This window comes from Actinocorallia sp. B10E7, from assembly GCF_039871655.1.
GTDB lineage: Bacteria > Actinomycetota > Actinomycetes > Streptosporangiales > Streptosporangiaceae > Actinocorallia.
The window spans coordinates 404,101-424,088 of sequence record NZ_JBDPLZ010000001.1; the positions used below are offsets into that span (position 1 = coordinate 404,101).

The 19,988-nt window shown below is 70.2% G+C and carries 19 protein-coding genes and 1 pseudogene; 7 read left to right on the forward strand and 13 right to left on the reverse strand.

The annotated features are described in order from the left end of the window. Positions 1–13: 13 nt before the first annotated feature. Positions 14–778: a GntR family transcriptional regulator gene (locus ABGB12_RS01880; protein WP_347673991.1), complete on the reverse strand. Its 765-nt coding sequence runs from the start codon at positions 776–778 to the stop codon at positions 14–16. 110 nt (positions 779–888) lie between these two features. On the opposite strand from ABGB12_RS01880, the gene ABGB12_RS01885 reads away from it, so the two are divergent. The 3 genes from ABGB12_RS01885 to ABGB12_RS01895 all read left to right on the forward strand — a co-directional run bounded on the left by ABGB12_RS01885 (position 889) and on the right by ABGB12_RS01895 (position 3,950). Next, positions 889–1,107 (forward strand): hypothetical protein, encoded by a 219-nt coding sequence (locus ABGB12_RS01885; protein ID WP_347673993.1) that lies wholly within the window; start codon positions 889–891, stop codon positions 1,105–1,107. A gap of 255 nt (positions 1,108–1,362) precedes the next feature. Next, the gene (locus tag ABGB12_RS01890; protein ID WP_347673995.1) at positions 1,363–2,712 is read left to right on the forward strand and encodes a xylan 1,4-beta-xylosidase; all 1,350 of its coding nucleotides are present in this window, start codon (positions 1,363–1,365) and stop codon (positions 2,710–2,712) included. Further along, the gene (locus tag ABGB12_RS01895) at positions 2,697–3,950 is read left to right on the forward strand and encodes a cytochrome P450 (RefSeq protein ID WP_347673997.1); all 1,254 of its coding nucleotides are present in this window, start codon (positions 2,697–2,699) and stop codon (positions 3,948–3,950) included. The genes ABGB12_RS01890 and ABGB12_RS01895 overlap by 16 nt, the downstream gene beginning before the upstream one ends. Before the next feature lie 12 nt (positions 3,951–3,962). Here ABGB12_RS01895 and hutU read toward each other — a convergent pair whose 3' ends face one another. Further along, positions 3,963–5,645 carry a urocanate hydratase gene (hutU, locus tag ABGB12_RS01900; RefSeq protein WP_347673999.1) on the reverse strand — a complete coding sequence of 561 codons (1,683 nt, stop codon included), beginning with the start codon at positions 5,643–5,645 and terminating at the stop codon, positions 3,963–3,965. A 197-nt stretch (positions 5,646–5,842) separates the two neighbouring features. On the opposite strand from hutU, the gene ABGB12_RS01905 reads away from it, so the two are divergent. Further along, a complete protein-coding gene (locus ABGB12_RS01905) occupies positions 5,843–6,409 on the forward strand; it encodes an RNA polymerase sigma factor (RefSeq protein ID WP_347674001.1) in 567 nt (188 codons plus the stop codon). 34 nt (positions 6,410–6,443) lie between these two features. After that, a complete protein-coding gene (locus ABGB12_RS01910; RefSeq protein WP_347674003.1) occupies positions 6,444–7,253 on the forward strand; it encodes a hypothetical protein in 810 nt (269 codons plus the stop codon). A 284-nt stretch (positions 7,254–7,537) separates the two neighbouring features. Here ABGB12_RS01910 and ABGB12_RS01915 read toward each other — a convergent pair whose 3' ends face one another. From ABGB12_RS01915 to egtA, 9 genes and pseudogenes are all read right to left on the reverse strand, one after another. Next, the gene (locus tag ABGB12_RS01915) at positions 7,538–8,440 is read right to left on the reverse strand and encodes an ABC transporter substrate-binding protein (protein ID WP_347674004.1); all 903 of its coding nucleotides are present in this window, start codon (positions 8,438–8,440) and stop codon (positions 7,538–7,540) included. After that, positions 8,437–9,123: an ABC transporter permease subunit gene (locus tag ABGB12_RS01920; RefSeq protein WP_347674005.1), complete on the reverse strand. Its 687-nt coding sequence runs from the start codon at positions 9,121–9,123 to the stop codon at positions 8,437–8,439. Before ABGB12_RS01920 ends, ABGB12_RS01915 begins: the two co-directional genes overlap by 4 nt. Next, entirely contained in the window at positions 9,120–9,770 is a 651-nt protein-coding gene (locus ABGB12_RS01925) for an ABC transporter permease (RefSeq protein ID WP_347674007.1), read from the reverse strand. Before ABGB12_RS01925 ends, ABGB12_RS01920 begins: the two co-directional genes overlap by 4 nt. A gap of 38 nt (positions 9,771–9,808) precedes the next feature. Next, positions 9,809–10,564: pseudogene (locus ABGB12_RS01930) on the reverse strand (ATP-binding cassette domain-containing protein); the annotation flags it as partial. A 52-nt stretch (positions 10,565–10,616) separates the two neighbouring features. Further along, entirely contained in the window at positions 10,617–11,618 is a 1,002-nt protein-coding gene (locus ABGB12_RS01935; protein WP_347674009.1) for a LacI family DNA-binding transcriptional regulator, read from the reverse strand. Continuing rightward, positions 11,618–12,631, reverse strand: a complete 1,014-nt coding sequence (gene egtD / locus ABGB12_RS01940) for an L-histidine N(alpha)-methyltransferase (RefSeq protein WP_347674010.1) — start codon at positions 12,629–12,631, stop codon at positions 11,618–11,620. Before egtD ends, ABGB12_RS01935 begins: the two co-directional genes overlap by 1 nt. Before the next feature lie 11 nt (positions 12,632–12,642). Then, positions 12,643–13,377: an ergothioneine biosynthesis protein EgtC gene (gene egtC / locus ABGB12_RS01945; RefSeq protein ID WP_347674012.1), complete on the reverse strand. Its 735-nt coding sequence runs from the start codon at positions 13,375–13,377 to the stop codon at positions 12,643–12,645. A 1-nt stretch (position 13,378) separates the two neighbouring features. Continuing rightward, entirely contained in the window at positions 13,379–14,638 is a 1,260-nt protein-coding gene (egtB, locus tag ABGB12_RS01950; protein WP_347674014.1) for an ergothioneine biosynthesis protein EgtB, read from the reverse strand. After that, positions 14,626–15,747, reverse strand: a complete 1,122-nt coding sequence (gene egtA / locus ABGB12_RS01955; protein WP_347674016.1) for an ergothioneine biosynthesis glutamate--cysteine ligase EgtA — start codon at positions 15,745–15,747, stop codon at positions 14,626–14,628. The genes egtB and egtA overlap by 13 nt, the downstream gene beginning before the upstream one ends. A gap of 254 nt (positions 15,748–16,001) precedes the next feature. On the opposite strand from egtA, the gene ABGB12_RS01960 reads away from it, so the two are divergent. Beyond that, the gene (locus tag ABGB12_RS01960; protein ID WP_347674018.1) at positions 16,002–17,657 is read left to right on the forward strand and encodes a protein kinase; all 1,656 of its coding nucleotides are present in this window, start codon (positions 16,002–16,004) and stop codon (positions 17,655–17,657) included. Positions 17,658–17,909: 252 nt separating this feature from the next. On the opposite strand, the gene ABGB12_RS01965 is transcribed toward ABGB12_RS01960, so the two are convergent. Next, positions 17,910–18,128, reverse strand: coding sequence for a DUF397 domain-containing protein (locus tag ABGB12_RS01965; RefSeq protein ID WP_347674020.1), 219 nt, complete (start codon positions 18,126–18,128; stop codon positions 17,910–17,912). A 24-nt stretch (positions 18,129–18,152) separates the two neighbouring features. Then, positions 18,153–19,013 (reverse strand): helix-turn-helix transcriptional regulator, encoded by an 861-nt coding sequence (locus tag ABGB12_RS01970; protein ID WP_347674022.1) that lies wholly within the window; start codon positions 19,011–19,013, stop codon positions 18,153–18,155. Positions 19,014–19,417: 404 nt separating this feature from the next. Here ABGB12_RS01970 and ABGB12_RS01975 point away from each other — a divergent pair, with 404 nt between their 5' ends. Continuing rightward, complete coding sequence (locus ABGB12_RS01975) at positions 19,418–19,876, forward strand: ATP-binding protein (RefSeq protein WP_347674024.1); 459 nt, start codon at positions 19,418–19,420, stop codon at positions 19,874–19,876. The last annotated feature ends 112 nt before the right edge of the window (positions 19,877–19,988 follow it).

The window sequence follows — 19,988 nt, forward strand, 5'->3', positions numbered from 1 at the left end:
CGCCGGCCCGGTCTCACAGGTCCAGGGAGTAGTCCAGGATCACCCGGTCCGCCGGGATGACGATGTCCCGGCACACCTCGAGGACGTGTTCGCCGGAGAACATCCGCCGGGTGATGGTGATGACGGGCACCCCGCTGGCCATCCGCAGCGTCTCGGCCTCCTCGGGGGCGGGCATCCGGGCCCGGACGGACTCCTCCACGCGGGTCGGCGGGCGGCCGAGGTAGGCCAGCTGGGCCGGGGTGCCTCCGGGCCACGGTTCCCGTTCGGGGTCGGCGACGGGCGTCCCTCCGACGAGGTCCCACGGCAGGTAGTTGACGGAGATCTGCTGGGGTTCGCCGCGCGCGAAGAACACGAACCGGCGCCGCAGGAGGTCGGTCTCGGCGGGGAGGGCGAACAGCGCGGCGAGTTCGGCGTCGGCGCGGACCTTCCGGTAGTCGCGGTCGAGCCGGTACTCGTTCCAGCCGATGCGCTGGTCGTGGGTGAAGGAGGTGGCGGGTGCGGTGAGCGGCCCGGTCTCCACCCGGTAGCGCTCCATCGCCATCCGCCGGACCGGTGGCCGGATCCGGACGAGGGTGCCGCCGCCGCGCCGGGTCTCCACGAGTCCCTCTCCGCGCAGGACCGCGATCGCCTGCCTGACCACGATGTCGGAGACCCCGTGGGCGGCTGCCAGCACGGCGAGGGTGGGGAGCCGCGAACCGGGAGGATAGGTGCCGTCCCTTATTCCCTTTCTCAACTCATCGGCGATCCGTATATAAGCGGATTTCGGCACCGGCGACACCTCCCTGTCGGACCGCCGGGGAATGTTGCTGTTACTTGAAGCTTGACGGTTCTCTCCATACGCATCACTTTTGTATACGGAATGAGTTGTTCGGGGAAGGGACCACCCTGATGGTGGACTTCGCAGACCTCAAGGCGAACATCGAGACGGAACACCCCGGCTGGGTGGTGTGGCGGAGCGACGCGGGCCGGTGGTACGCCACCCGCAGCGGCGATCTGACCGACGCCCAGCTCGACGCGGGTCTGGCGATGACCCTGGCCGCCGACGACGAGGCGGGCCTGCGGCGCCGGCTGGACGAGCAGGCCCGGGTGGACACCGCCGGCCCCTGACCGGGTGCGGCGGCACGGAGGAGAAGGAGGGTGCCCGGCCCGTCCGCGAGGCAGGGGCGGAGGGGCCGGGGCCGTCACGCGTGTTCTTTCCCGCGGCCGAAGTGACAAAAGAGTACGGTCAAGGTAAGCGTTCACGCTCGGCCAAAGAAGGCTCTTCGCGAACCAGAGCAAACGGTTGAACGTTCTAAGAGGAAAGCAACCGACTCTGGAGGGTCAGTGAAAGGCCAGCCGTCTCCGACCTCCGCCACTCCCCCTTTGGTCTCCCCACGCCGCGGCCGTCACGGCCGCCGCTCCCCCGCCTGGATGATCGCGCTGGTCGCCGCCCTCCTCGGAGTCGCCGTCTCCTCCGCCGTGCTCTACTTCGGCCGCGGATCCGACCCCTCGGCCGTCCTCGACGGCGAGCCCGTCGGCAGGATCGCCGCGGGGCCTCCCGGCGACTGGACGGCCTGGGGGTTCACCCACACCCAGAACAGCCTGGACGCCGAACCCGCGGCCGTGCCCGCGGTGCGCGCCCAGCCGATGCTGCAGGCGCAGCACGTCATGGGGTTCGGCGCGAACAACCCGCAGCCGGATCCCGGCCGGTACGACTGGTCGTCGCTGGACCGGCGGATGAAGGCGATCCGCGACACCGGCGGCGTCCCGGTCGTCACGCTGTGCTGCGCGCCCGACTGGATGAAGGGCGGCCCGGCGGGCGCGACCGACTGGGCCCACCTGGAGGACGCGCCGCTGCCGGAGTTCCACGACGCGTTCGCCGAGCAGGCGGCCGCGGTCGCCCGGCGCTACCCGGACGTGCGGTACTTCTTCGTCTGGAACGAGTTCAAGGGCTTCTTCAACCGCGGCCAGAACCGATGGGACTACGAGGGCTACACCCGGCTCTACAACAAGGTCTACGCGGCCTTGAAGGAGGTGAACCCCGGCCTCCAGGTCGGCGGCCCCTACATCCCGCTCAACAGCTACGCCGACGCGCACTCCGAGTCGTCAGACGAGGTGAAGGGTCCGTGGGGCGCGGCCGACCGGCGCGGTCTGGAGGCCGTCGAGTACTGGCTGGAGCACAAGGACGGCGCGGACTTCATCGTGGTCGACGGCTCGTCCCTGCCGGAGGACCGGACGTCGCACGGCGACGAGTTCGCCGCGAACGCCAAGTTCGGGGCGCTCACCCGCTGGCTGCGCGCCAAGGAGGACCTGCCGGTGGTGTGGGCCGAGTGGTACGTCGAGCCGGAGAACTCGGGGTGGAGCGCCGAGCGGCTGCACGCCGTCCAGGCCGCCGCGATGATCGAGTTCGCCCGGTCGGGCGCGGCGGGGGCGCTGTACTGGAGCCCGCAGGGCAGCCCCGGCACCTGCACGGGCTGCCTGTGGAGCCGGGAGGGCCGGGCACTGCCGTCGCTGGAACTCCAGCAGAACTTCGCCCGCTGGTTCCCGCCCGGCACCGAGCTGGTGCGGCCGCCGGTGTCGGACGTCTCCGGCGGCTCGGCAAAGGACCTGAAAGTACTGGCTTCCCCTGAGCAACTGCTCGTGGTGAACGCCACGAACCGGAGCCTGACCGCTACGGTCGGTGGTGGACGGCTCTCCCTCCAGCCCTACGAGATCACATGGATCGCCAGTTGAACGCGAGCACGGACATCGTCGGTGTCGATTTCTGGTCCCGGCCGCACGAAGAGCGGTACGCCGAGTTCGCCCGGCTGCGCGGGCTGAAGGAGCCGGTCTTCTTCACCGAGCCCCGCGTGCCCCTGGTCCGGGCGGGCAAGGGGTTCTACGCCCTCGTCCGGCACGCGGACGTCGTGGAGGTCAGCCGTGACACCAAGGCGTTCTCCAGCGAGCCCGCGGCGACGTCGCCGGAGCCGCCGCCGTGGATCGCGTGGCTGTTCGGCCGCCCCATGGTCAACATGGACGACCCCCGGCACGGGCGGCTGCGCCGGATCGTGTCGCGGGCGTTCAGCCCGAGGATGCTGGCGGGCCTCGCCGACGACATCCAGGCCACCGCCACCCGCATCGTGGACGACGTGGAGCGCGAGGGGCCCCGGGACTTCGTCGAGCAGGTGTCCGCGAAACTGCCCATCAACGTCATCTGCGCGATGATGGGCATCCCGCCCGAGCGGCGGCCGTACGTGCTCGAACGCATCGACGTCATGACGGAGTACTCGGGGGTGCGGGGTTCGCTGTTCGACCCCCGGACGCTGCGGCTGCTCGCGGGCAACCTGAAGGCCATCGTCGACCTGCACCGGCTGGTCGCGGGGATGGCGCGGGAACGCCGCGGGAACCCGCGGGGCGACCTGGTCTCGGCGCTGGTCAACGCGAACGTCGACGGGGAGTCCCTGACCGTCCGGGAGCTCGGGAGCTTCTTCGACCTGCTGCTGGTGGCGGGCAACGAGACCACCCGTAACGCGCTGTCGCACGGCATCCGGCTGTTCACCGAGAACCCCGACCAGCGCGAACTGCTCCTGGAGGACTACGACGCCGGGATCGGCCCGGCCATCGAGGAGATCGTGCGGTACGCCTCCCCGATCATCCAGTTCCGGCGGACGGTGACCCGGCCGTACGAGCTGAACGGCCTGCGGCTCGAGCCGGGCGACAAGGTGGTGCTGCTGTATCCGGCCGCCAACCGCGACCCCGAGGTGTTCCCCGACCCCGACAGGTTCGACATCACCCGCTCCCCCAACCCTCACGTCGGGTTCGGCGGGCCCGGCGCCCATCTGTGCCTGGGCGCCAACCTCGCCCGCATGGAACTGAAGATCATGTTCCGGGAGCTGTTCACCCGGCTGCCGGACATCCGCACGACGGGCGAGCCGGAGTACCTGCTGTCCAACTTCGACAACGGGGTGGTCCGCCAGCCGTTCACGTTCTGAGCCCCGGCGCGCTCACTCGTCCGCCTCCCGGGCTCCGCGCGGCTCGGGGGGCTCCATCGGGATCTCGAACCCGTGCTCCTCGGCCACCTCGACGGCCCGCGCGTAGCCGGCGTCGGCGTGCCGCAGCACCCCGATGCCGGGGTCGTTGGTGAGGACCCGCTGGAGTTTCCGCGCGGCCAGCGGGGTGCCGTCGGCGACCGCGACCTGGCCGGCGTGCACCGAACGTCCGATCCCGACGCCGCCGCCCTGGTGGATGGACACCCAGGACGCGCCCGACGCGGTGTTGAGCATGGCGTTGAGCAGCGGCCAGTCGGCGATCGTGTCGGAGCCGTCGAGCATGCCCTCGGTCTCGCGGTGCGGGGACGCCACCGACCCGCAGTCCATGTGGTCGCGGCCGATGACGACCGGAGCGCTGATCCCGCCCCGCGCCACCAGCTCGTTGAACCGCAGCCCCGCCTTGTCGCGTTCGCCCTGGCCGAGCCAGCAGATCCGGGCGGGCAGCCCCTGGAAGCGCACCTTCTCCCGCGCCATCCGGATCCACCGGGTGAGGGACTCGTCGTGGGGGAAGAGGTCGAGGACCGCCCGGTCGGTGACGTCGATGTCCTTCGGGTCCCCCGAAAGCGCCACCCAGCGGAACGGCCCCTTCCCCTCGCAGAACAGCGGGCGCAGGTAGGCGGACACGAAGCCGGGGTAGGCGAAGGCGTGCTCGTACCCGGCCAGCCTCGCCTCGCCGCGCAGCGAGTTGCCGTAGTCGAAGACCTCGGCTCCGGCCTCGAGGAACCCGACCATCGCCTCGACGTGCCGGGCCATGGATTCGCGGGCCCGCACGGCGAGCCCTTCGGGGTCGTTCTCCCGCAGCCCGGCGAACTCCTCGAAGGGGACTCCGGCCGGCAGGTAGCGCAGCGGATCGTGGGCGGGGGTCTGGTCGGTGACGATGTCCATGGGCGCGCCGGCCGCCAGCAGCTCCGGGACGATCTCGGCGGCGTTGCCCAGCAGCGCGATCGACAGGGGCCGCTGGGCGTCCCTGGCGGCCAGGGCCCGGGACAGCGCCTCGGCCGCCGAGTCGGTGCTCAGGTCGCAGTAGCCCTGGTCGATGCGGCGGGCGATCCGCGACGGGTCGCATTCGACGCAGATCGCCACCCCGCCGTTCATCGTGACGGCCAGGGGCTGCGCCCCGCCCATGCCGCCGAGCCCGGCGGTGAGCGTGATCGTCCCGGCGAGGGTCCCGCCGAAGCGCCGGTCGGCGATGGCGGAGAAGGTCTCGTAGGTGCCCTGCAGGACGCCCTGGGTGCCGATGTAGATCCAAGAGCCCGCCGTCATCTGCCCGAACATGATGAGCCCGAGTTCCTCCAGCCGCCGGAACTCCTCCCAGGTCGCCCACTCGGGCACCAGGTTGGAGTTGGCCAGCAGCACCCGCGGCGCCCACTCGTGGGTGCGGAAGATCCCGACGGGTTTGCCGGACTGGACGAGCAGGGTCTCGTCCTCGGCCAGCTCCGTCAGGCAGTGCACGAGCGCGGCGTACGCGGCCGGGCTGCGGGCCGCCTTGCCGCTCCCCCCGCAGACGATCAGCGATTCGGGGTGCTCGGCCACCTCGGGGTCGAGGTTGTTGGCGAGCATCCGCAGCGCGGCCTCCTGCGGCCAGCCGCGGGCGCTCAGCGCGGTGCCGCGGGCGGCGCGGACCGGGAAGTGTTCCATGCGGTCCTCCTGTGAGGGTGGGTGCCTGCGGGAGCGCCGTGCCCGCCTCACCCGGCCTCGCGTGCCCCCTTGCCCTTGTCCTTGCCCGTCCTGGGCGGGGCTGAACTGAGGTCTCCGGCAGGAAACCGGAAGGAAAAGAGTCGAGAAAAGTACAGTCTTGTTCACTTCTGCCCTGAGAAGCCACCATAGTTATGCGGGTGGATCGGAAGGTGGCCCAGCGGACCCCTCCGGACGAGGCCGAGCTGTCGGCATGCGTCCGAGCCGCTCAACAGGGAGACGAAACGGCTTTCCGTACCGTGTACCGGGATCTGCAACCGCGCCTGCTGCGCTACCTGCGCGCGCTCGTGGCCGAGGATGCCGAAGACGTCGCCTCCGAGGCCTGGCTGCAGATCGTCCGCGATCTGCCCTCCTTCAGGGGCGAGTACGACGGGTTCCGGGGCTGGGCGACGACCATCGCCCGCAACCGGGCCCTGGACCACGTCCGCCGGCGCCGCCGCCGGCCTCAGGCCGAGACGACGCTGGACGAACTGACCGAGGTCGCCGGAGAACACGACACCGAGCTGAGCGCGCTGGGCGGGCTGGGCACCGAGCGGGCGCTGCGGATGATCCTGCGGCTGCCCAAGGACCAGGCCGAGGCGGTGCTGCTGCGGGTCGTCATCGGGCTCGACGCCAAAACCGCAGGTCAGGTGCTGGGCAAGCGGGCCGGTGCGGTGCGCACCGCGGCGTACCGGGGCCTGAAAAAACTCGCTGCGGAAATCGAGTGACACTTTGGCGCACCTCGACGCTGAGAGAGATGAGATGAGCGCGAAACGGATCAGCCGAAGGACCGCGGAGCAGATGCTCTGCGGGAGTTCGGCGGGCCATCCCGTCACCGAACTGCTCAACAGCGCGGCCGCCCCAGGCCGGGCGGAAGAGCTGAGCGGCGAGATGGAGGCGGTGGCCGCCTTCCAGGCCGCGCGCGTCGACGCACCAGTCCTGTCGGCCCTGTCAGAGGAACACCGGGAGAAGCCATCACTCCGCTCCTTGCTCGCCAAAACGCTGACCGCCCCGGTCATCGGGGTGGTTCTGGCGATCGGCGCGGTCGGCGGGGTCGCGATCGCGGCCAATGGCGGAGTACCCGGACACAAGGAAGAGAAGCCGAGGAAGCCGCCTTCGGTGACCAGCACCCCGACCCTCACCCGCAAGTACGCGGCGCCGCCCGCACCCGCCCCCGCGGCGACGCCCTCCACGGCCGACCTGTGCCGGGCCTACATCACCCAGGGCGGGCAGGACAAGCACCTCGCTCCTCTGGTCAAGGCGGCCGGCGGGCGCAAGAAGGTGATCGCCTTCTGCATCGCGCTGCTGGGCTGGGACAAGAACAAGCCGAACGGCCAGTGGCCGCCGCAGGGCTGGCCGACGGACTGGCCGACCTCCTGGCCCCTGGACCGGGGCTGGCCGACCGAATGGCCCGGGGAACTGCCGAAGGAGTGGGTTCGGCCCCCCGACCTGAAGCAGGACAAGCAACAACGCAAGGCCAGGGGCGAAGGCAGCGCCGAACGCCAGTCCCTCTGGCCCGAAGGGTGGCCTGAGCTCGAGCTCTGGCCGCGGCAAGACCAGAAGAACAACTGAAGAACCGAAGACTCCGGACGTCACTCACGGGTTCTGCCCCCGTTCCCGTAACCACGACGTCCGGAACTGCCGGAACTCCCAGCGCCCTCCGGTCCAGAAGGTGCAGCGTTCCCGTCCGTGCGAGCGGCCTCCTGGTCGCGCGAAGGAGTTCCGGCGGAAGGACGCCGTGTTCGCGGGCTTTGCCCGGGCCCGCGAACACGGCGCACCGGCCGATCAGCCGGCCTGCTGATCTGGGGTGGTCAGCCGGCCGGCTGATCTCTTCTCAGGAGCCCCGGAGCCGCGCCTCAGACGGGGTGGGCGTCCAGCCACTCGGCGGCGACCTTCGCCGGGTCGTTCTTGTCGACCGCGACCTTCTTCATCATCTCCAGCAGTCCCTCCGTGGTGAGCTGCGCGGAGACCTTGTTCAGCGCCTCCTCCGCCGCCGCGTCGACGCCGTCCTCGCGCACCAGCGGGACGATGTTCTGCAGGCCGAAGACGCCCTTGGTGTCCTCCAGCACCACCAGATCGTCAAGGACGATCGCCGGGTTGGTCGTGAAGACGTTGCCGACCTGGACCTTGCCGCTCTTCAGCCAGGTCGGGATGTTCCCGCCGCCGGAGCGGTCCGGGACCCACTCCTTGAACGTCAGGCCGTAGACGGTGTTCAGCTTGTCCTTGAAACGCTGCTCGAACGGGGCGGGCCCGCCGACGACGAGGCCTCCGGCCACGGGCTTGAGGTCCTCGATCGTCTTCAGGCCGTTCTTCGCGGCCGTCTCGGACGTCACGGTCAGCGAGTCGTTGTCCTGCGCGGCGGCCGGCTGCAGCAGCTTCAGCCCGTCCGGAAGCTTGGCCGAGACCGCCTTGTCGGTCTCCTCGGTCGTCGCGGGCAGGGCCGCCTTCGGGTCCAGGTAGGCCAGCAGCGCACCGTTGTACTCCGGCAGGACGGTCAGATCGCCGTTCTCCAAGAGTTTGTAGTAGACCTCCCGCTCGCCGATGCCGAGCTTGCGCTCGACCTTCAGGCCCTTGTCCTCCAGGGCTCCGGCGTACAGTTCGGCGAGGAGGACGTTGCCGGGGAAGGCCGCGGAACCCACCACGATGGTCTTGCCGCCGGTGCTCCCCTTGCTGTCGAGGGGGTTGTCCTCTCCTCCGCCGCAGCCCGCCGCGAACGTCGTCAGCAGTACGGCGCCCAGCAGGATCTTCAAGGGTCTCATCGGGGGATTTCCTTTCGGTTGTTCGCTTCCGGTCTCAGCCCGCGGGGGGTGAGCAGCCGGCCGGCGTGGGTGAAGAGGATCTGGACGGCGACCGCCAGCAGGACCACCAGGAGCGAGCCGCCGACCGCGGTGCCGTACTGGCGCAGCAGGATGCCGTCCAGGAGGTAGCCGCCGAGCCCGCCGAGGTTGATGTAGGCGGCGACGGTCGCGGTGGCGACCACCTGGACCGCCGCGGTCCGCACCCCCGCCATGATCAGGGGTGTCGCGATCGGCAGTTCCACCCGGACCACCACCTGGCGTCCGGTCATGCCCATGCCCAGGGCGGCGTCCCGCACCCGCGGGTCGACCTGGCGGACGCCCTCGTAGGTGTTGACCAGCACGGGCGGGATCGCCAGCGCCACCAGCGGGACGAGCGCGGCCAGGTCGCCGCCCTCGCTCAGCAGGAAGATCAGCACCAGCAGGCCCAGGGTGGGCAGCGCGCGGAAGCCGTTCGCGACGTTGATCACGGCGAAGGCGGTGCGCCGCCCCGAGTGCGCCAGGAGCAGCCCGACCGGCAGCCCGACCAACACGGCCACGGCGAGCACCAGCAGGGTGTAGCCGAGGTGCTCGGCGAGCCGGACCGGGATGCCGTCGGGGCCCTGCCAGTTCGCGCCGTCCGTCAACCAGCGCCAGCCGTCGTTCATCGCGGGCTCCAGGGGGTGAGCAGCCGCTGGAGCAGCACCAGCGCCAGGTCGAACAGCACGGCCAGGGCGACGGTCAGCACGATCCCGGCCAGCACCGGGGTGGTGAACTGCAGGTCGAAGCCGGTCTTGAACAGGGAGCCGAGCCCGCCGATGCCGACCAGCGCGCCCACGCTCACCAGGCTGATGTTGGAGACGGTGGCGACCCGCAGGCCCGCGATGATGACGGGGACCGCGATCGGCAGCTCGACCGCCACCAGGCGGCGCAGCGGGGTGTAGCCCATCGCGGTCGCCGCCTGCCGGGTGCCGTCGGGGACCTGGCGCAGCCCGTCGACGACGTTGGGCACCAGCACGGCCAGGGTGTAGAGGGTGAGCGGGATGACGACCGTCCAGATGCTGAGCCCGGTGTAGTCGAGCAGCACCAGGAACAGGGCGAGGGACGGCAGCGAGTACAGGACGTTGACCGCCGTCAGCACCGGCGGGTAGAGGCCGCGCCAGCGGGCGCACAGCACGCCCAGCGGCACCGACACCAGCAGGCCGAGCAGGACCGGCAGCAGCGAGAGCTTCAGGTGCTCGGCGGTCAGGTCGCCGAACAACCCGTAGTGCTCGCGGACCCAGTCCCAGCGGACCAGCGGTTCGTCCTCGTTCATCCCCGCTCCCGTTCGAGCTCCAGCTCGCGGAAGAGGCGGAGCTTGCGCAGCCCGTGCCCGCCACCGAGGAACTCGGTGACGAAGCCCTTGCCCGGGGCGGCCAGCAGCTCCTCGGGGGCGGCGAGCTGGGCGAGCCTGCCGCCCTGCTCGAAGACGGCGACGCGGTGGCCCAGCCGCAGCGCCTCCTCGATGTCATGGGTGACGAACACGATGGTCTTGGGGGTGCCCGCGCCCTTGGAGAGTTCGGCCTGCAGGCGCAGGAACTCCTCCTGCAGCGTGTTCCGCACGATCGGGTCGACCGCGCTGAACGGCTCGTCCATCAGCAGGACGGGCGGGTCGGCGGCCAGCGCCCGGGCCACGCCGACCCGCTGCTGCTGCCCGCCGGACAGCTGGTGGGGGTAGCGGGGGGCCAGGGCGGGGTCGAGGCCGACGAGCGCGAGCAGTTCCAGGGCCCGGGCGCGGGCCTTCTCGCGGCCCCAGCCCAGGAGCCTGGGCACCGTGGCGATGTTGTCGACGACGGTGCGGTGCGGGAAGAGGCCGCCGTGCTGGATCACGTAGCCGATGCCGCGCCTCAGCTCGGCCGGGTTCCGGCCGAGCACGTCCACGCCGTCGATCTCGATGGTCCCGGCGCTCGGCTCGACCATGCGGTTGATCATGCGCAGGATGGTGGTCTTGCCGCAGCCGGACGGGCCGACGAGGACGGTGATCTCGCCGGTGGCCAGGGTGAGGTCCAGCCCGTCCACGGCGACCGTGCCGTCGGCGTACCGTTTGCTCACACCGCTGAAGGTGATCAAGGTTTCTACCCGGTCCCTGGTCTCTCGCTATATGTCAATAAAATCAGTGGCTTTACTCGGGAATTCTGCTGGTCGACCGCCTCGGACACAACACCGGGGAGCGCACGATCCTCCCGGGAGAGCGCCCCTCGATGGCGGCCACCATCAGCGCGACCGCCTCCGCCGCCACCCCCGGCAGATCCCAGTCGACCGTGGTGAGCGGCGGCGTCGGCAGCACGGACAGGGCGTGGGCGTCGTATCCGCACACCGACAGGTCGTCCGGGACGGTGAGACCGAGCTGCCCCGCCGCCACGTAGACGCCGTAGGCGATGGAGTCGGAGAAGCAGAAGAACGCGCTCGGCCTGTCCCGGCGGACCAGCAGTTCGCGGGCCGCGACGGTGGCCTCCTCCAACGCGGAGCGGGTGACGGCGACCTCGACGGACATCCCCAGCCTCCGCGCCTCGGCCCGCACGTGCACGTCGGCCGGACGGTCCGGGGTGTGCTCCAGGGTCGAGGTGAGCACCCCGATCCGGCGGTGGCCCAGACCGTGCAGGTGCTCCAGCGCCAGCGTCACGCCCGCGCGGTTGTCGAAGACCACCTCGCCGTGCGGGTTGCCGGCCAGCGCGTCGCCGATCGACACCAGCGGGAGCTCCCCGGCCAGCTCGGCCCAGGCCGGGGAGGACGGGTCGACCGGCTGCACGATCAGACCGTCCACCCGCTGGTCGCGCAGCCGTTCCGCCAGCTCCGGCTCCCGCCTCGGATCGTCGGCGGCGTCCAGGATGATGGCGTACCTGCCCTCGGCCAGCAGGGCCCTGCCGATCCGGACGGCGAGCTCCTGCTGCCAGAAGTCGGCCAGCGAACCGCACAGCAGGCCGACCGTGCCCGTCCGCCCGCCCGCCAGGGCGCGGGCGATGGGGTGCGCCTGGTAGCCCAGCTCCGCGGCGACCTTGCGCACCCGCTCCTGCGTCTCGGCCGAGGTGTGCATGCCGCGCAACGCGTAGGAGACGGCCGCCGGGGACAGGCCCGCCACCCGGGCCACCTCACGGATCGTGACCCTCCGTCGCGAGTGCGGCATCAGCCCACAGTAAGTCGCCCCGGTGACATTTCCTCGGAATCGTGATCTTTCTGTGGCCTGGCCAGGGTGAGAGAGAAATCACCGTCGGGGTCCGTCCAGAACCCGGCGAGCGTGTAGCCCGCCGCGTCGAGCTCGGCTTCCAGGCGTTCCGGACGGAACTTAGCGGAGATCTCGGTGCGCATCTCCTCGGCGTCGGCGAAACGGACGGTCAGGTCCAGGGCCTCGACCCTGACCTCCTGGCGGCCACGGGACCGCAACCGCATCTCGATCCACTCGTCGTCCGGATCCCAGACGGCGACGTGCTCGAACGCCTCAGGCACGAAATCGGCGCCCAGACGGGCGTTGATGACCCTCAGCACGTTGCGGTTGAACTCCGCGGTGACGCCCCGCTCGTCGTCGTAGGCGCGGACCAGGCGCTTCTCGTCCTTGACGAGGTCCGCGCCGAGCAGCAGGGCGTCGTCCGGGCCGAGCGTCGCGCGGATCGCGGACAGGAACCCGTGCCGCTCCTGCGGGACCATGTTGCCGATCGTCCCGCCCAGGAAGGCGACGAGCTTGCGCGGGCCGCCCGGGATCCGGGAGAGGTGCCGCTCGTAGTCGGCCGCCACCGGGCGCACGGCGAGGGCCGGGTACTCGGCGGCGATCTTCTCCGCGGCGTCCCGCAGGTATTCGCCGCTGACGTCCACCGGGACGTAGGCCTCCAGGGACGCGCCCAGCGCGTCGAGCAGCAGGCGGGTCTTCTCCCCCGAACCGGCGCCCAGCTCGACGAGGGTGCGCGCGCCCGTCGCCGAGGCGATCTCGCCCGCGCGCGCCGCGAGGATCGCGCGTTCCCGCCGGGTCGGGTAGTACTCCTCCAGCCGGGTGATCTCGGTGAACAGCTCACTGCCCCGGTCGTCGTAGAACCACTTGGGCGGCAGCGTCTTGGGCTGGGACGTCAGCCCCGCCGAGACGTCGGCGCGCAACGCCTCGTCCAGTTCCTCCGGTTTCAGAAATTGTGCGATCTCGAAGAGCTTCATCTGTGTGCCCCCTAAAGGAGTGGGTGGATGACGACGCCGTGGCGGTCCGCGGCGACCACGGAACGATCGGGAACCCGCTGCCAGGCCGGGCTCTCGTCATAGGGCTCGGAGGCGATGACCACGGCGTTCTCCGCCGACCGGACGAACAGGCTGTCGCCCCAGGTCGTCGCGGCCAGCGACGACCCGTCCGCGGCCAGCAGGTTGTAGCGGCCCGGCGCGATCGCGGCGACCGTGCGGACCGTCTCGGCCAGGCCCTCGGCCAGGCTCAGGCCTCCCCGCCAGGCCCGCACCGCGCGGGCGAACAGCAGCGCCGAGTCGAGCGGGGCGCGGGCCTCGGGCACCAGCGACAGGTCGCCGGCGAGCTCACGGAGCTTGGCCTCGACCGCGCCGAAGCCCTCGACCTTGCCGTTGTGGCTGAACAGCCAGCTCTCACAGCGGAACGGCTGGGCGCCGGACTCGTCCACCGGGAAGCCGACCGTCGCGCTGCGCACCGCCGCCAGCACGCACGAGCCCTGCAGGATCTCACTGAGCTCGGCGAACGAGGTGTCCGTCCACATCGGCTGCGACCTGCGGTAGCGGACGGCCTTGTCCCCGACGTACCAGCCGGCGCCGAAACCGTCGGCGTTCAGGATGTTGCCGATGTTCATCCTGGGGGCGTAGGACTGGCGTTCCAGGGAGTGCGGGGGACCGTAGACCAGGGAGTGCAGGCTGCGGGGCGGCCCGAGGTAGGCCAGGTGTCTGCACAACTCAGGCGCTCCTCGCACAGCGGAGACCGGCGAAGATCTGGCGGCGGATCGGGTAGTCCCAGTTGCGGAACGTCGCCCGGCACGCCGCCGGGTCCGTGGCCCAGGAGCCGCCGCGCAGGACCTTGTAGTCGGGGCCGAAGAAGACCTCGGAGTACTCCTTGTAGGGGTGCGCGCGAAAACCCGGGTAGCCGTGGAAGTCGGTGGACGTCCACTCCCACACGTCGCCGAGGAGCTGCCGTACCCCGTAGGGGGAGGCTCCTTCGGGGAAGGAGCCGACCGGTGAGGGCTGCAGGCTCCTCTGCCCGAGGTTGGCGCGGCCGGGCAGATGGTCGTCGCCCCAGGGGTATCTGCGCGGCTCCTGGCGTCCGGGGTCCCAGCGGGCCGCCTTCTCCCACTCCGCCTCGGTCGGCAGGCGCTTGCCCGCCCAGCGGGCGTACGCGTCGGCCTCGTACCAGCAGACGTGCTGGACGGGCTGGTCGAACGGCACCGGCTCCACCGTGCCGAAACGGCGGCGCAACCACACGCCCTCCTTGAACCAGAAGGCGGGCGCTCCGATCTTCTTGTTCTGCCGCCACTCCCATCCCTTGGGGTGCCACCAGCGTTCGTCGTCGTAGCCGCCGGCCTCGATGAACGCCAGGTAGTCGCCGTTACTCACCGGGACGGTGTCGATGAAGTACGCCGGGAGGTCCACCTGATGCGCGGGGCGCTCGTTGTCGTAGGCGGCGGGGTCGTCCGACGTGCCCATGATGAACGTTCCCGCCGGAATGTACGTTTCCGGGGGGCAGGGCGTGACGGCCGCGGCGAGGTCCTTCTCGACCAGGTGAGAGGACGTCCTGCGGAGCTGGTGGGTGGCGAGCATGGTCTCGCCGTGCTGGTGCTCGTGCTGGATGACCATCTCGAAGAGGAAGGCGTTCTCCGGACGCAGCCCGTCCAGGGAGTCCAGGACCTTGTCCCGGACCGTCCGGATGTAGGCGCGGGCCTCGTCGGGCGGCAGCAGGGGCAGCGACGGGCGGGTGGCCCGGGGGTGCTCGAACGCGTCGTAGAGGGTGTCGATCTCCGGGCGCATCGGCTCGACACCGGCCGCTTCGCGCAGCAGCCACAGTTCCTCGTAGTTGCCGACGTGCGCCAGGTCCCACACCAGGGGGGACATCAGCGGCGACACCTGGGCGACCAGGTCGGCGTCGTCCAGGGAGGTCAGCAGATGACTTCGTTCCCTCGCCGCGGTCAGCTTCGCGGCGAGGCGTTCCTTCAGCGCGTCCACGCGTACTCCTCGATGTCGTCGGCCGGACACAGGCCGCGGGCGACATAACGTTCGGCGTACTGCTCGGTGAGGGTCTTCAACGGCCCGGTGAGCACCGAGCAGGCCGCCTCGAAACAGGCCAGGGCGGCTTTCGCCAGGGCGGGATCCCGCAGCCCGTCCCGCGCCGCCCGCACCCACGCGTCCGCAACGGGTTCGGCGGCGGCCTCGGCGGCGTCCGGAACGAGGTCGACGAGGGCGGAGGCCACCGCGATCGGCACCCTCCAGTACGGCTCGGGCAACGCGTCGATCATGCGCAGCTCCAGCCACCCCTGCGGCCGGACCGGCGGGAAGAGGGTGGTCAGGTGGTAGGCGAAGTCGTCCAGGGTGGGCTCCCCCGCGCGCATCCACTCCCGGAAGGTGATGCCGGGCCCGATGATCCAGCTCTCGCCCCGGATCAGCATGACCTGGGCGTCGAGCGCGTACCGCGCCCACGCCTCCTCCGGGTCGTCCCCCAGGGGGGCCGTGGTGCGGGTGGGGTCCAGCCGCGCCCACACGGCCTGGCGCGTCGAACGCCACCCCGTCCGCCGCCCGCAGTGCAGCGGGGAGTTCGCGAACGCCGCGATCAGCACGGGCCCGAGCCGGTGCGCCAGCCGCCACCTGCGCTTTGCCTGCTCCGCCGTCCCGATGTCCAGGCAGACCTGGACCGAAGCGGTGGAGCACATCATCGTCAGATCCCCGAAATACCCGCTCATGCAGCGGTAGCGCAGCTCGTCCAGCTGCATCCGCGACGGCCGGACGGGATCCACCCCGGCCCCCACGAGTTCGATCCCCGGCACCCGCCGCCGCACCTCGGCCAGGTCCGCGGTCAGCGCCGCGCACACCGCCTCGGCCCCCGGCAGCGCCCGCGAGCTGAGCTCCAGCTGCCCTCCGGGCTCGAACGTCACCCTGCTGCCGCCCGGCAGCGGCCTCCGCGTCAACGGCCCCCGCAGCCGCCCGAGCGGCACGGGTTCCTTCGGCCTCCCCCGATCCACCACCAGCCACTCGGTCTCGGCCCCCACCAACCCCGGAGGCCCCTTCTTGAAGCAGACCCCCCGCACATGCTCGCGTACCTCGTCCTCACTCAGGGCCATGCTTCCTCCCGGTCCATCTGGTCCTACGGACCTTCCCTGGTGAACCGGATCAGCTATCCCCCCAAACCCCAAAAATTTGCTGAATCAAGGACGAACACCCCACGCACCTGGCGAACCGGCCCCGCCTGAAAAACCCGAAAACGCCGCAACAACCTCTCGATCCTTGATCTTCCGCCGCCTATGATCGTCGCGGCCTGAGAATTCCGCGAGCGGTTCGTGCGCCCGCCAAGCGAGCCGAACCCCTGGAGGCGAGCATGCGATCCCCGGTCTACGAACCGCTGTCGAACGATGATCCCCGCGAGATCGGCGGCTACCGGATCATCGCCAGGCTCGGCGCCGGAGGCATGGGCCGGGTCTTCCTCGCCACCACCCAGAGCGGGCGGAGACTGGCGGTCAAGGTCGTCCGGCCCGAGTTCGCCGACGACCCCGAGTTCCGCCGCCGGTTCGCCCAGGAGGTCGCCGCCGCCCAGCGGGTCCAGAACTTCTACACCGCACCCGTCATCGACGCCGACCTGACCGGCCCGGTGCCGTGGCTGGCGACCGCCCACATCCCCGGCCCCTCCCTCGCCACCGCGATCCACGAATCCGGCCCCCTGCCGGTGGACACCCTGCGGACGCTCGCCGCAGGAGTCGCCGAGGCTCTCCAGGCCATCCACCGCGCCGGCATCGTGCACCGCGACCTCAAACCGTCCAACGTCCTGCTCGCCGCGGACGGCCCCCGCGTCATCGACTTCGGCATCGCCCGCGCCGCCGACGCCACCCCGCTCACCCGCACCAACAGCGCGGTCGGCTCACCCCAGTTCATGGCCCCCGAGCAGATCCGCGGCGGCGAACCCACCCCGGCACTCGACGTCTTCGCCTTCGGCGCCCTGCTCTTCTTCGCCGCCACCGCCCGCAGCCCCTTCGGGGACGGCCCCGCCCAGGCCGTCATGTACCGCATCGTCCAGGACGAGCCCCGGCTCGACGGCTGCCCCGACGAGCTGAAACCCCTCATCCTGCGGTGCCTGGACAAGGACCCCGCGGCCCGTCCCACCACAGAGCAGCTCCTGGCCGAGCTCACCGGCGTCCCGGCGCAGACCTCGACCGACTGGCTCCCCGAACCGCTCACCGCCGTCCTTCGCGGCTACTCGGCCGTCCCCGAACCCGCCCCGCCCGTCGCCCTCCAGCCCACGGCACCCGGGAACACTTTCTCCAGCGGGTTTCCCGGCCACCCGCCGAGCGCTCCGCACGTCCCGCTCCAACCCCCTCACCAGCCCGGCCCTCCCCGGCCCGCGTCCAGCGGAAGCCGGACAGCCCTACTGCTGGGAAGTGGAGCCGGCGTCGTCCTGGTCCTCCTGGCCGCATTGCTCTTCGTCCTCACCCAGAAGGACGACCGGGAGTCCCCCGACGACCTCCTCGCGCAGCAGCCCGGCACCCAGGCCTCCGCACGGCCACCGGCCTCCGAGAACACCCCGCCCCCCGAGACTCCCGGCGAATCCACGGCCCCCGCCGGCCCCTCGGCCTCCGACACGAACGCTCCCGGCACGACGAAGCCCGCAGGGACGTTCCTGGGCGAGCACAAAGGCATCGACATCACCAACGGCTATTCCATCTATTTCACCGACGACCCGCTGCGTCCCAAGAAGCTCGACTGGAACTCCTCCGGCAACTACCAGGGCGACCTGGCTTTCGGAACGAGCGGTATCGCCGGTGAGAGCAAGTTCGGCGCCATCGAAGCCGGCCAGCCCGCCGACTACGAGACCTGCCACGCGAATACGAAGTACATCGAAGACGGTCTTGGCAGTCCAGCGAAGGGATCGATGTGGTGCGTCTACACCGACACCGGCCTCCTGGGGATCATCACCGTCAAGTCCATCGACGATGACTACCTGACCATCGACCTGAAGGTCTGGCAGGGCCCCGCCGACTGAGCGTCCACCCGGTACGGCTTCCGGGCAGTGCCCGAGTGCCCTCGACGGCTCCGAACGGACTGCGGCGAAGACGCATGCCTCCGGCAGGGAGCGGATATCGAGAAGAGCCTGAATCGTTCGGCGTAACGGCGCCAAGCTCCTACGCCGTACCAAGCCGTCCTGCCTCGCGACCAACCGCCAACAGCCTCCGAGCTCCTTCGAAGGAGGCTCAGCAGTCCTTTATGCCTTGACCAGTGTGATCAGACTGATCGGTCAGAGCTTGTCCAGGAAGCCGGCCTTCACCTCAGCGAGAAACCGTGCCCACTGCACCTCGTCCATCCTCAGGAAGGGATCGCCAGGTGACTTGCTGTCGCGAAGGGCGACCTCGGTCCGATGAAATGCGACTTCGACACATTCGCCGTTTCCGCTGCTGTGGCTGCTCTTGCGCCATGTCGCCTGGGAGAAATCAACGGGGTGCTCGGTCTCGGCCATCCCGTATCTCCTTCGTTCCAGCGCCTACGCAAACTCCTGAGCCGCCGCGCGGAACAGCCGTTGCGACTCACTCGGAGCCAACGCCGACGCTCTCAAGTGGTCGAACGTCAGTCTATAGGCGGATACGTTTGTCGTCGCTTCGATGAACAGCGCACTCGTACCGGTATCGATGTACACCACATCCGGATCGGGAGACTCGAAGCCGAGGATGACGAACGATGAGGCCATGGCGGCGTGCGCTCCTGCACTGAACGGAAGTACCTGGAGCTGGACCCCGGGGCGCTCAGCGATCTCCGCAAGTCGATCAAGCTGGGCTCTCATCACCTGAGGACCGCCGACCACACGGCGGACGGCCGCTTCGTCCAGCACCGCCCACAGGTTCATCGGAAGCTCGCCTTCGAGCACGGCTTGACGATCCATGCGCACGGCGACCCTGCGGTCGATCGCAGCACCGTCGTCATCTGGTCGCGTGGCCCGTATGACAGCCCGGGCATAGTCCTCGGTCTGGACGATGCCGGGGATGAGTTGTTGCTGGTAAGTCCGCATCGATCGGGCCTCGGTCTCCAGGCCGATATACGAGCTGTACTCGGAGGGCAGGACGTCGCCGTATACCTGCCACCACCCCTTCTGCCTGGCTTCCCGGGCCAAGGTCATCAGCGCTTCCCGAGCTTCGTCCGCGACTTCGTAAACATCCAAGAGCCCTCGTAGGTCGGCTGGACGGATGCGGCGGTCTCCGTTCTCCCATCTGCCAAGCGTGCTGGGATTCCACTCATCGCCCGCCAGCGCGACCACCTGTTCGATGGTCAGATTTCGCGCTTCTCGCAAACGGCGCAGTTCACGCGCCAGGCGCTTGCTACGAACAGTCGGACTCGGCCGGACAGACATACCCACTCCTTAGATTTTGGCATCTTGCCATTGGAGACTTGCCAACGACGGCCGGACACTCCATGCTGACAGCAGGTTGTCACGAATGAACGCCGCTGTGTGACCAATAGCGCCAAGAGATGCCATCACCCCGCACACCACAGAGCGATCACAGAACACATCGGGGGGTCTTGAAAGAGGGCATTACGAGGGATACGTCCCAAAGACGCTAGGGAACGCAGTTCGCCAGAGATTCGCACTGGATGACCTGTTGCGGTATCGCTGGCACGCCCGTCGTGGCGCGAGGTCCTCCTGCAAGAGATTTCTACAAGTGGCGACAACGATCGCATGAGAGCCGCCGCGCGGCCGGAGTTCGGTTTACCGGCCTGGCCCGGCCGCGCGGCTTCACCCCTCACAGGAGAGGTATGACGAAGATACTGCGAACGACCCCTGCGACGCCTGGAGACGAGCTGCGGATACCGATGGCGGCTTCCCCGGCCTGCGTCGGCCTCGCCTGGAGCCTGGTCGAACAGCGGCTGATCACGTGGCGGCTGAACGACGACGCCCGCTACGACGCCCACCTGATCCTGGCGGAGATCACCGCCAACGCCGTCGCGGTCACGCCCGCAGGGCAGTGCATCACCGTCCACTGCCGCCGGGACGAGGACGGCGTGACGATCGGGGTCGCCGACCCCTGTCCCGGCTTCCCCCGGGCACCGGCGCCGCTCGTCGAACCGGACCTCGACGACCTGGACCTCGACGAGGAGAACTTCGACGACAACGGCGGCTGGGGGCTGAGCATCATCACGGCCCTCTCCGAGACCTGCGGAGTGACTCCGCTGGCCTCGGGCGGCAAGGTCGTCTGGGCTCGGCTCAAAACCTGATCGTCGCGGACGCCCTCCCCTTTGCCCGGGTTCGTTCGGACCGCGATCACGCAGGCGAGGGCGTCCCGCTCCCCCGGCAAGCGCGTGATCGGTGGAGGCGCCGACACGCCCG

Bases quoted from the DNA above. Each gene is read 5' to 3' on its own strand.
- ABGB12_RS01885 (WP_347673993.1), top strand. From the start codon at position 889: ATGGTGGACTTCGCAGACCTCAAGGCGAACATCGAGACGGAACACCCC.
- ABGB12_RS01895 (WP_347673997.1), top strand. From the start codon at position 2,697: ATGGATCGCCAGTTGAACGCGAGCACGGACATCGTCGGTGTCGATTTC.
- hutU (WP_347673999.1), bottom strand. From the start codon at position 5,645: ATGGAACACTTCCCGGTCCGCGCCGCCCGCGGCACCGCGCTGAGCGCC.
- ABGB12_RS01910 (WP_347674003.1), top strand. From the start codon at position 6,444: ATGAGCGCGAAACGGATCAGCCGAAGGACCGCGGAGCAGATGCTCTGC.
- ABGB12_RS01915 (WP_347674004.1), bottom strand. From the start codon at position 8,440: ATGAGACCCTTGAAGATCCTGCTGGGCGCCGTACTGCTGACGACGTTC.
- ABGB12_RS01920 (WP_347674005.1), bottom strand. From the start codon at position 9,123: ATGAACGACGGCTGGCGCTGGTTGACGGACGGCGCGAACTGGCAGGGC.
- ABGB12_RS01925 (WP_347674007.1), bottom strand. From the start codon at position 9,770: ATGAACGAGGACGAACCGCTGGTCCGCTGGGACTGGGTCCGCGAGCAC.
- ABGB12_RS01935 (WP_347674009.1), bottom strand. From the start codon at position 11,618: ATGCCGCACTCGCGACGGAGGGTCACGATCCGTGAGGTGGCCCGGGTG.
- egtD (WP_347674010.1), bottom strand. From the start codon at position 12,631: ATGAAGCTCTTCGAGATCGCACAATTTCTGAAACCGGAGGAACTGGAC.
- egtA (WP_347674016.1), bottom strand. From the start codon at position 15,747: ATGGCCCTGAGTGAGGACGAGGTACGCGAGCATGTGCGGGGGGTCTGC.
- ABGB12_RS01960 (WP_347674018.1), top strand. From the start codon at position 16,002: ATGCGATCCCCGGTCTACGAACCGCTGTCGAACGATGATCCCCGCGAG.
- ABGB12_RS01965 (WP_347674020.1), bottom strand. From the start codon at position 18,128: ATGGCCGAGACCGAGCACCCCGTTGATTTCTCCCAGGCGACATGGCGC.
- ABGB12_RS01970 (WP_347674022.1), bottom strand. From the start codon at position 19,013: ATGTCTGTCCGGCCGAGTCCGACTGTTCGTAGCAAGCGCCTGGCGCGT.
- ABGB12_RS01975 (WP_347674024.1), top strand. From the start codon at position 19,418: ATGACGAAGATACTGCGAACGACCCCTGCGACGCCTGGAGACGAGCTG.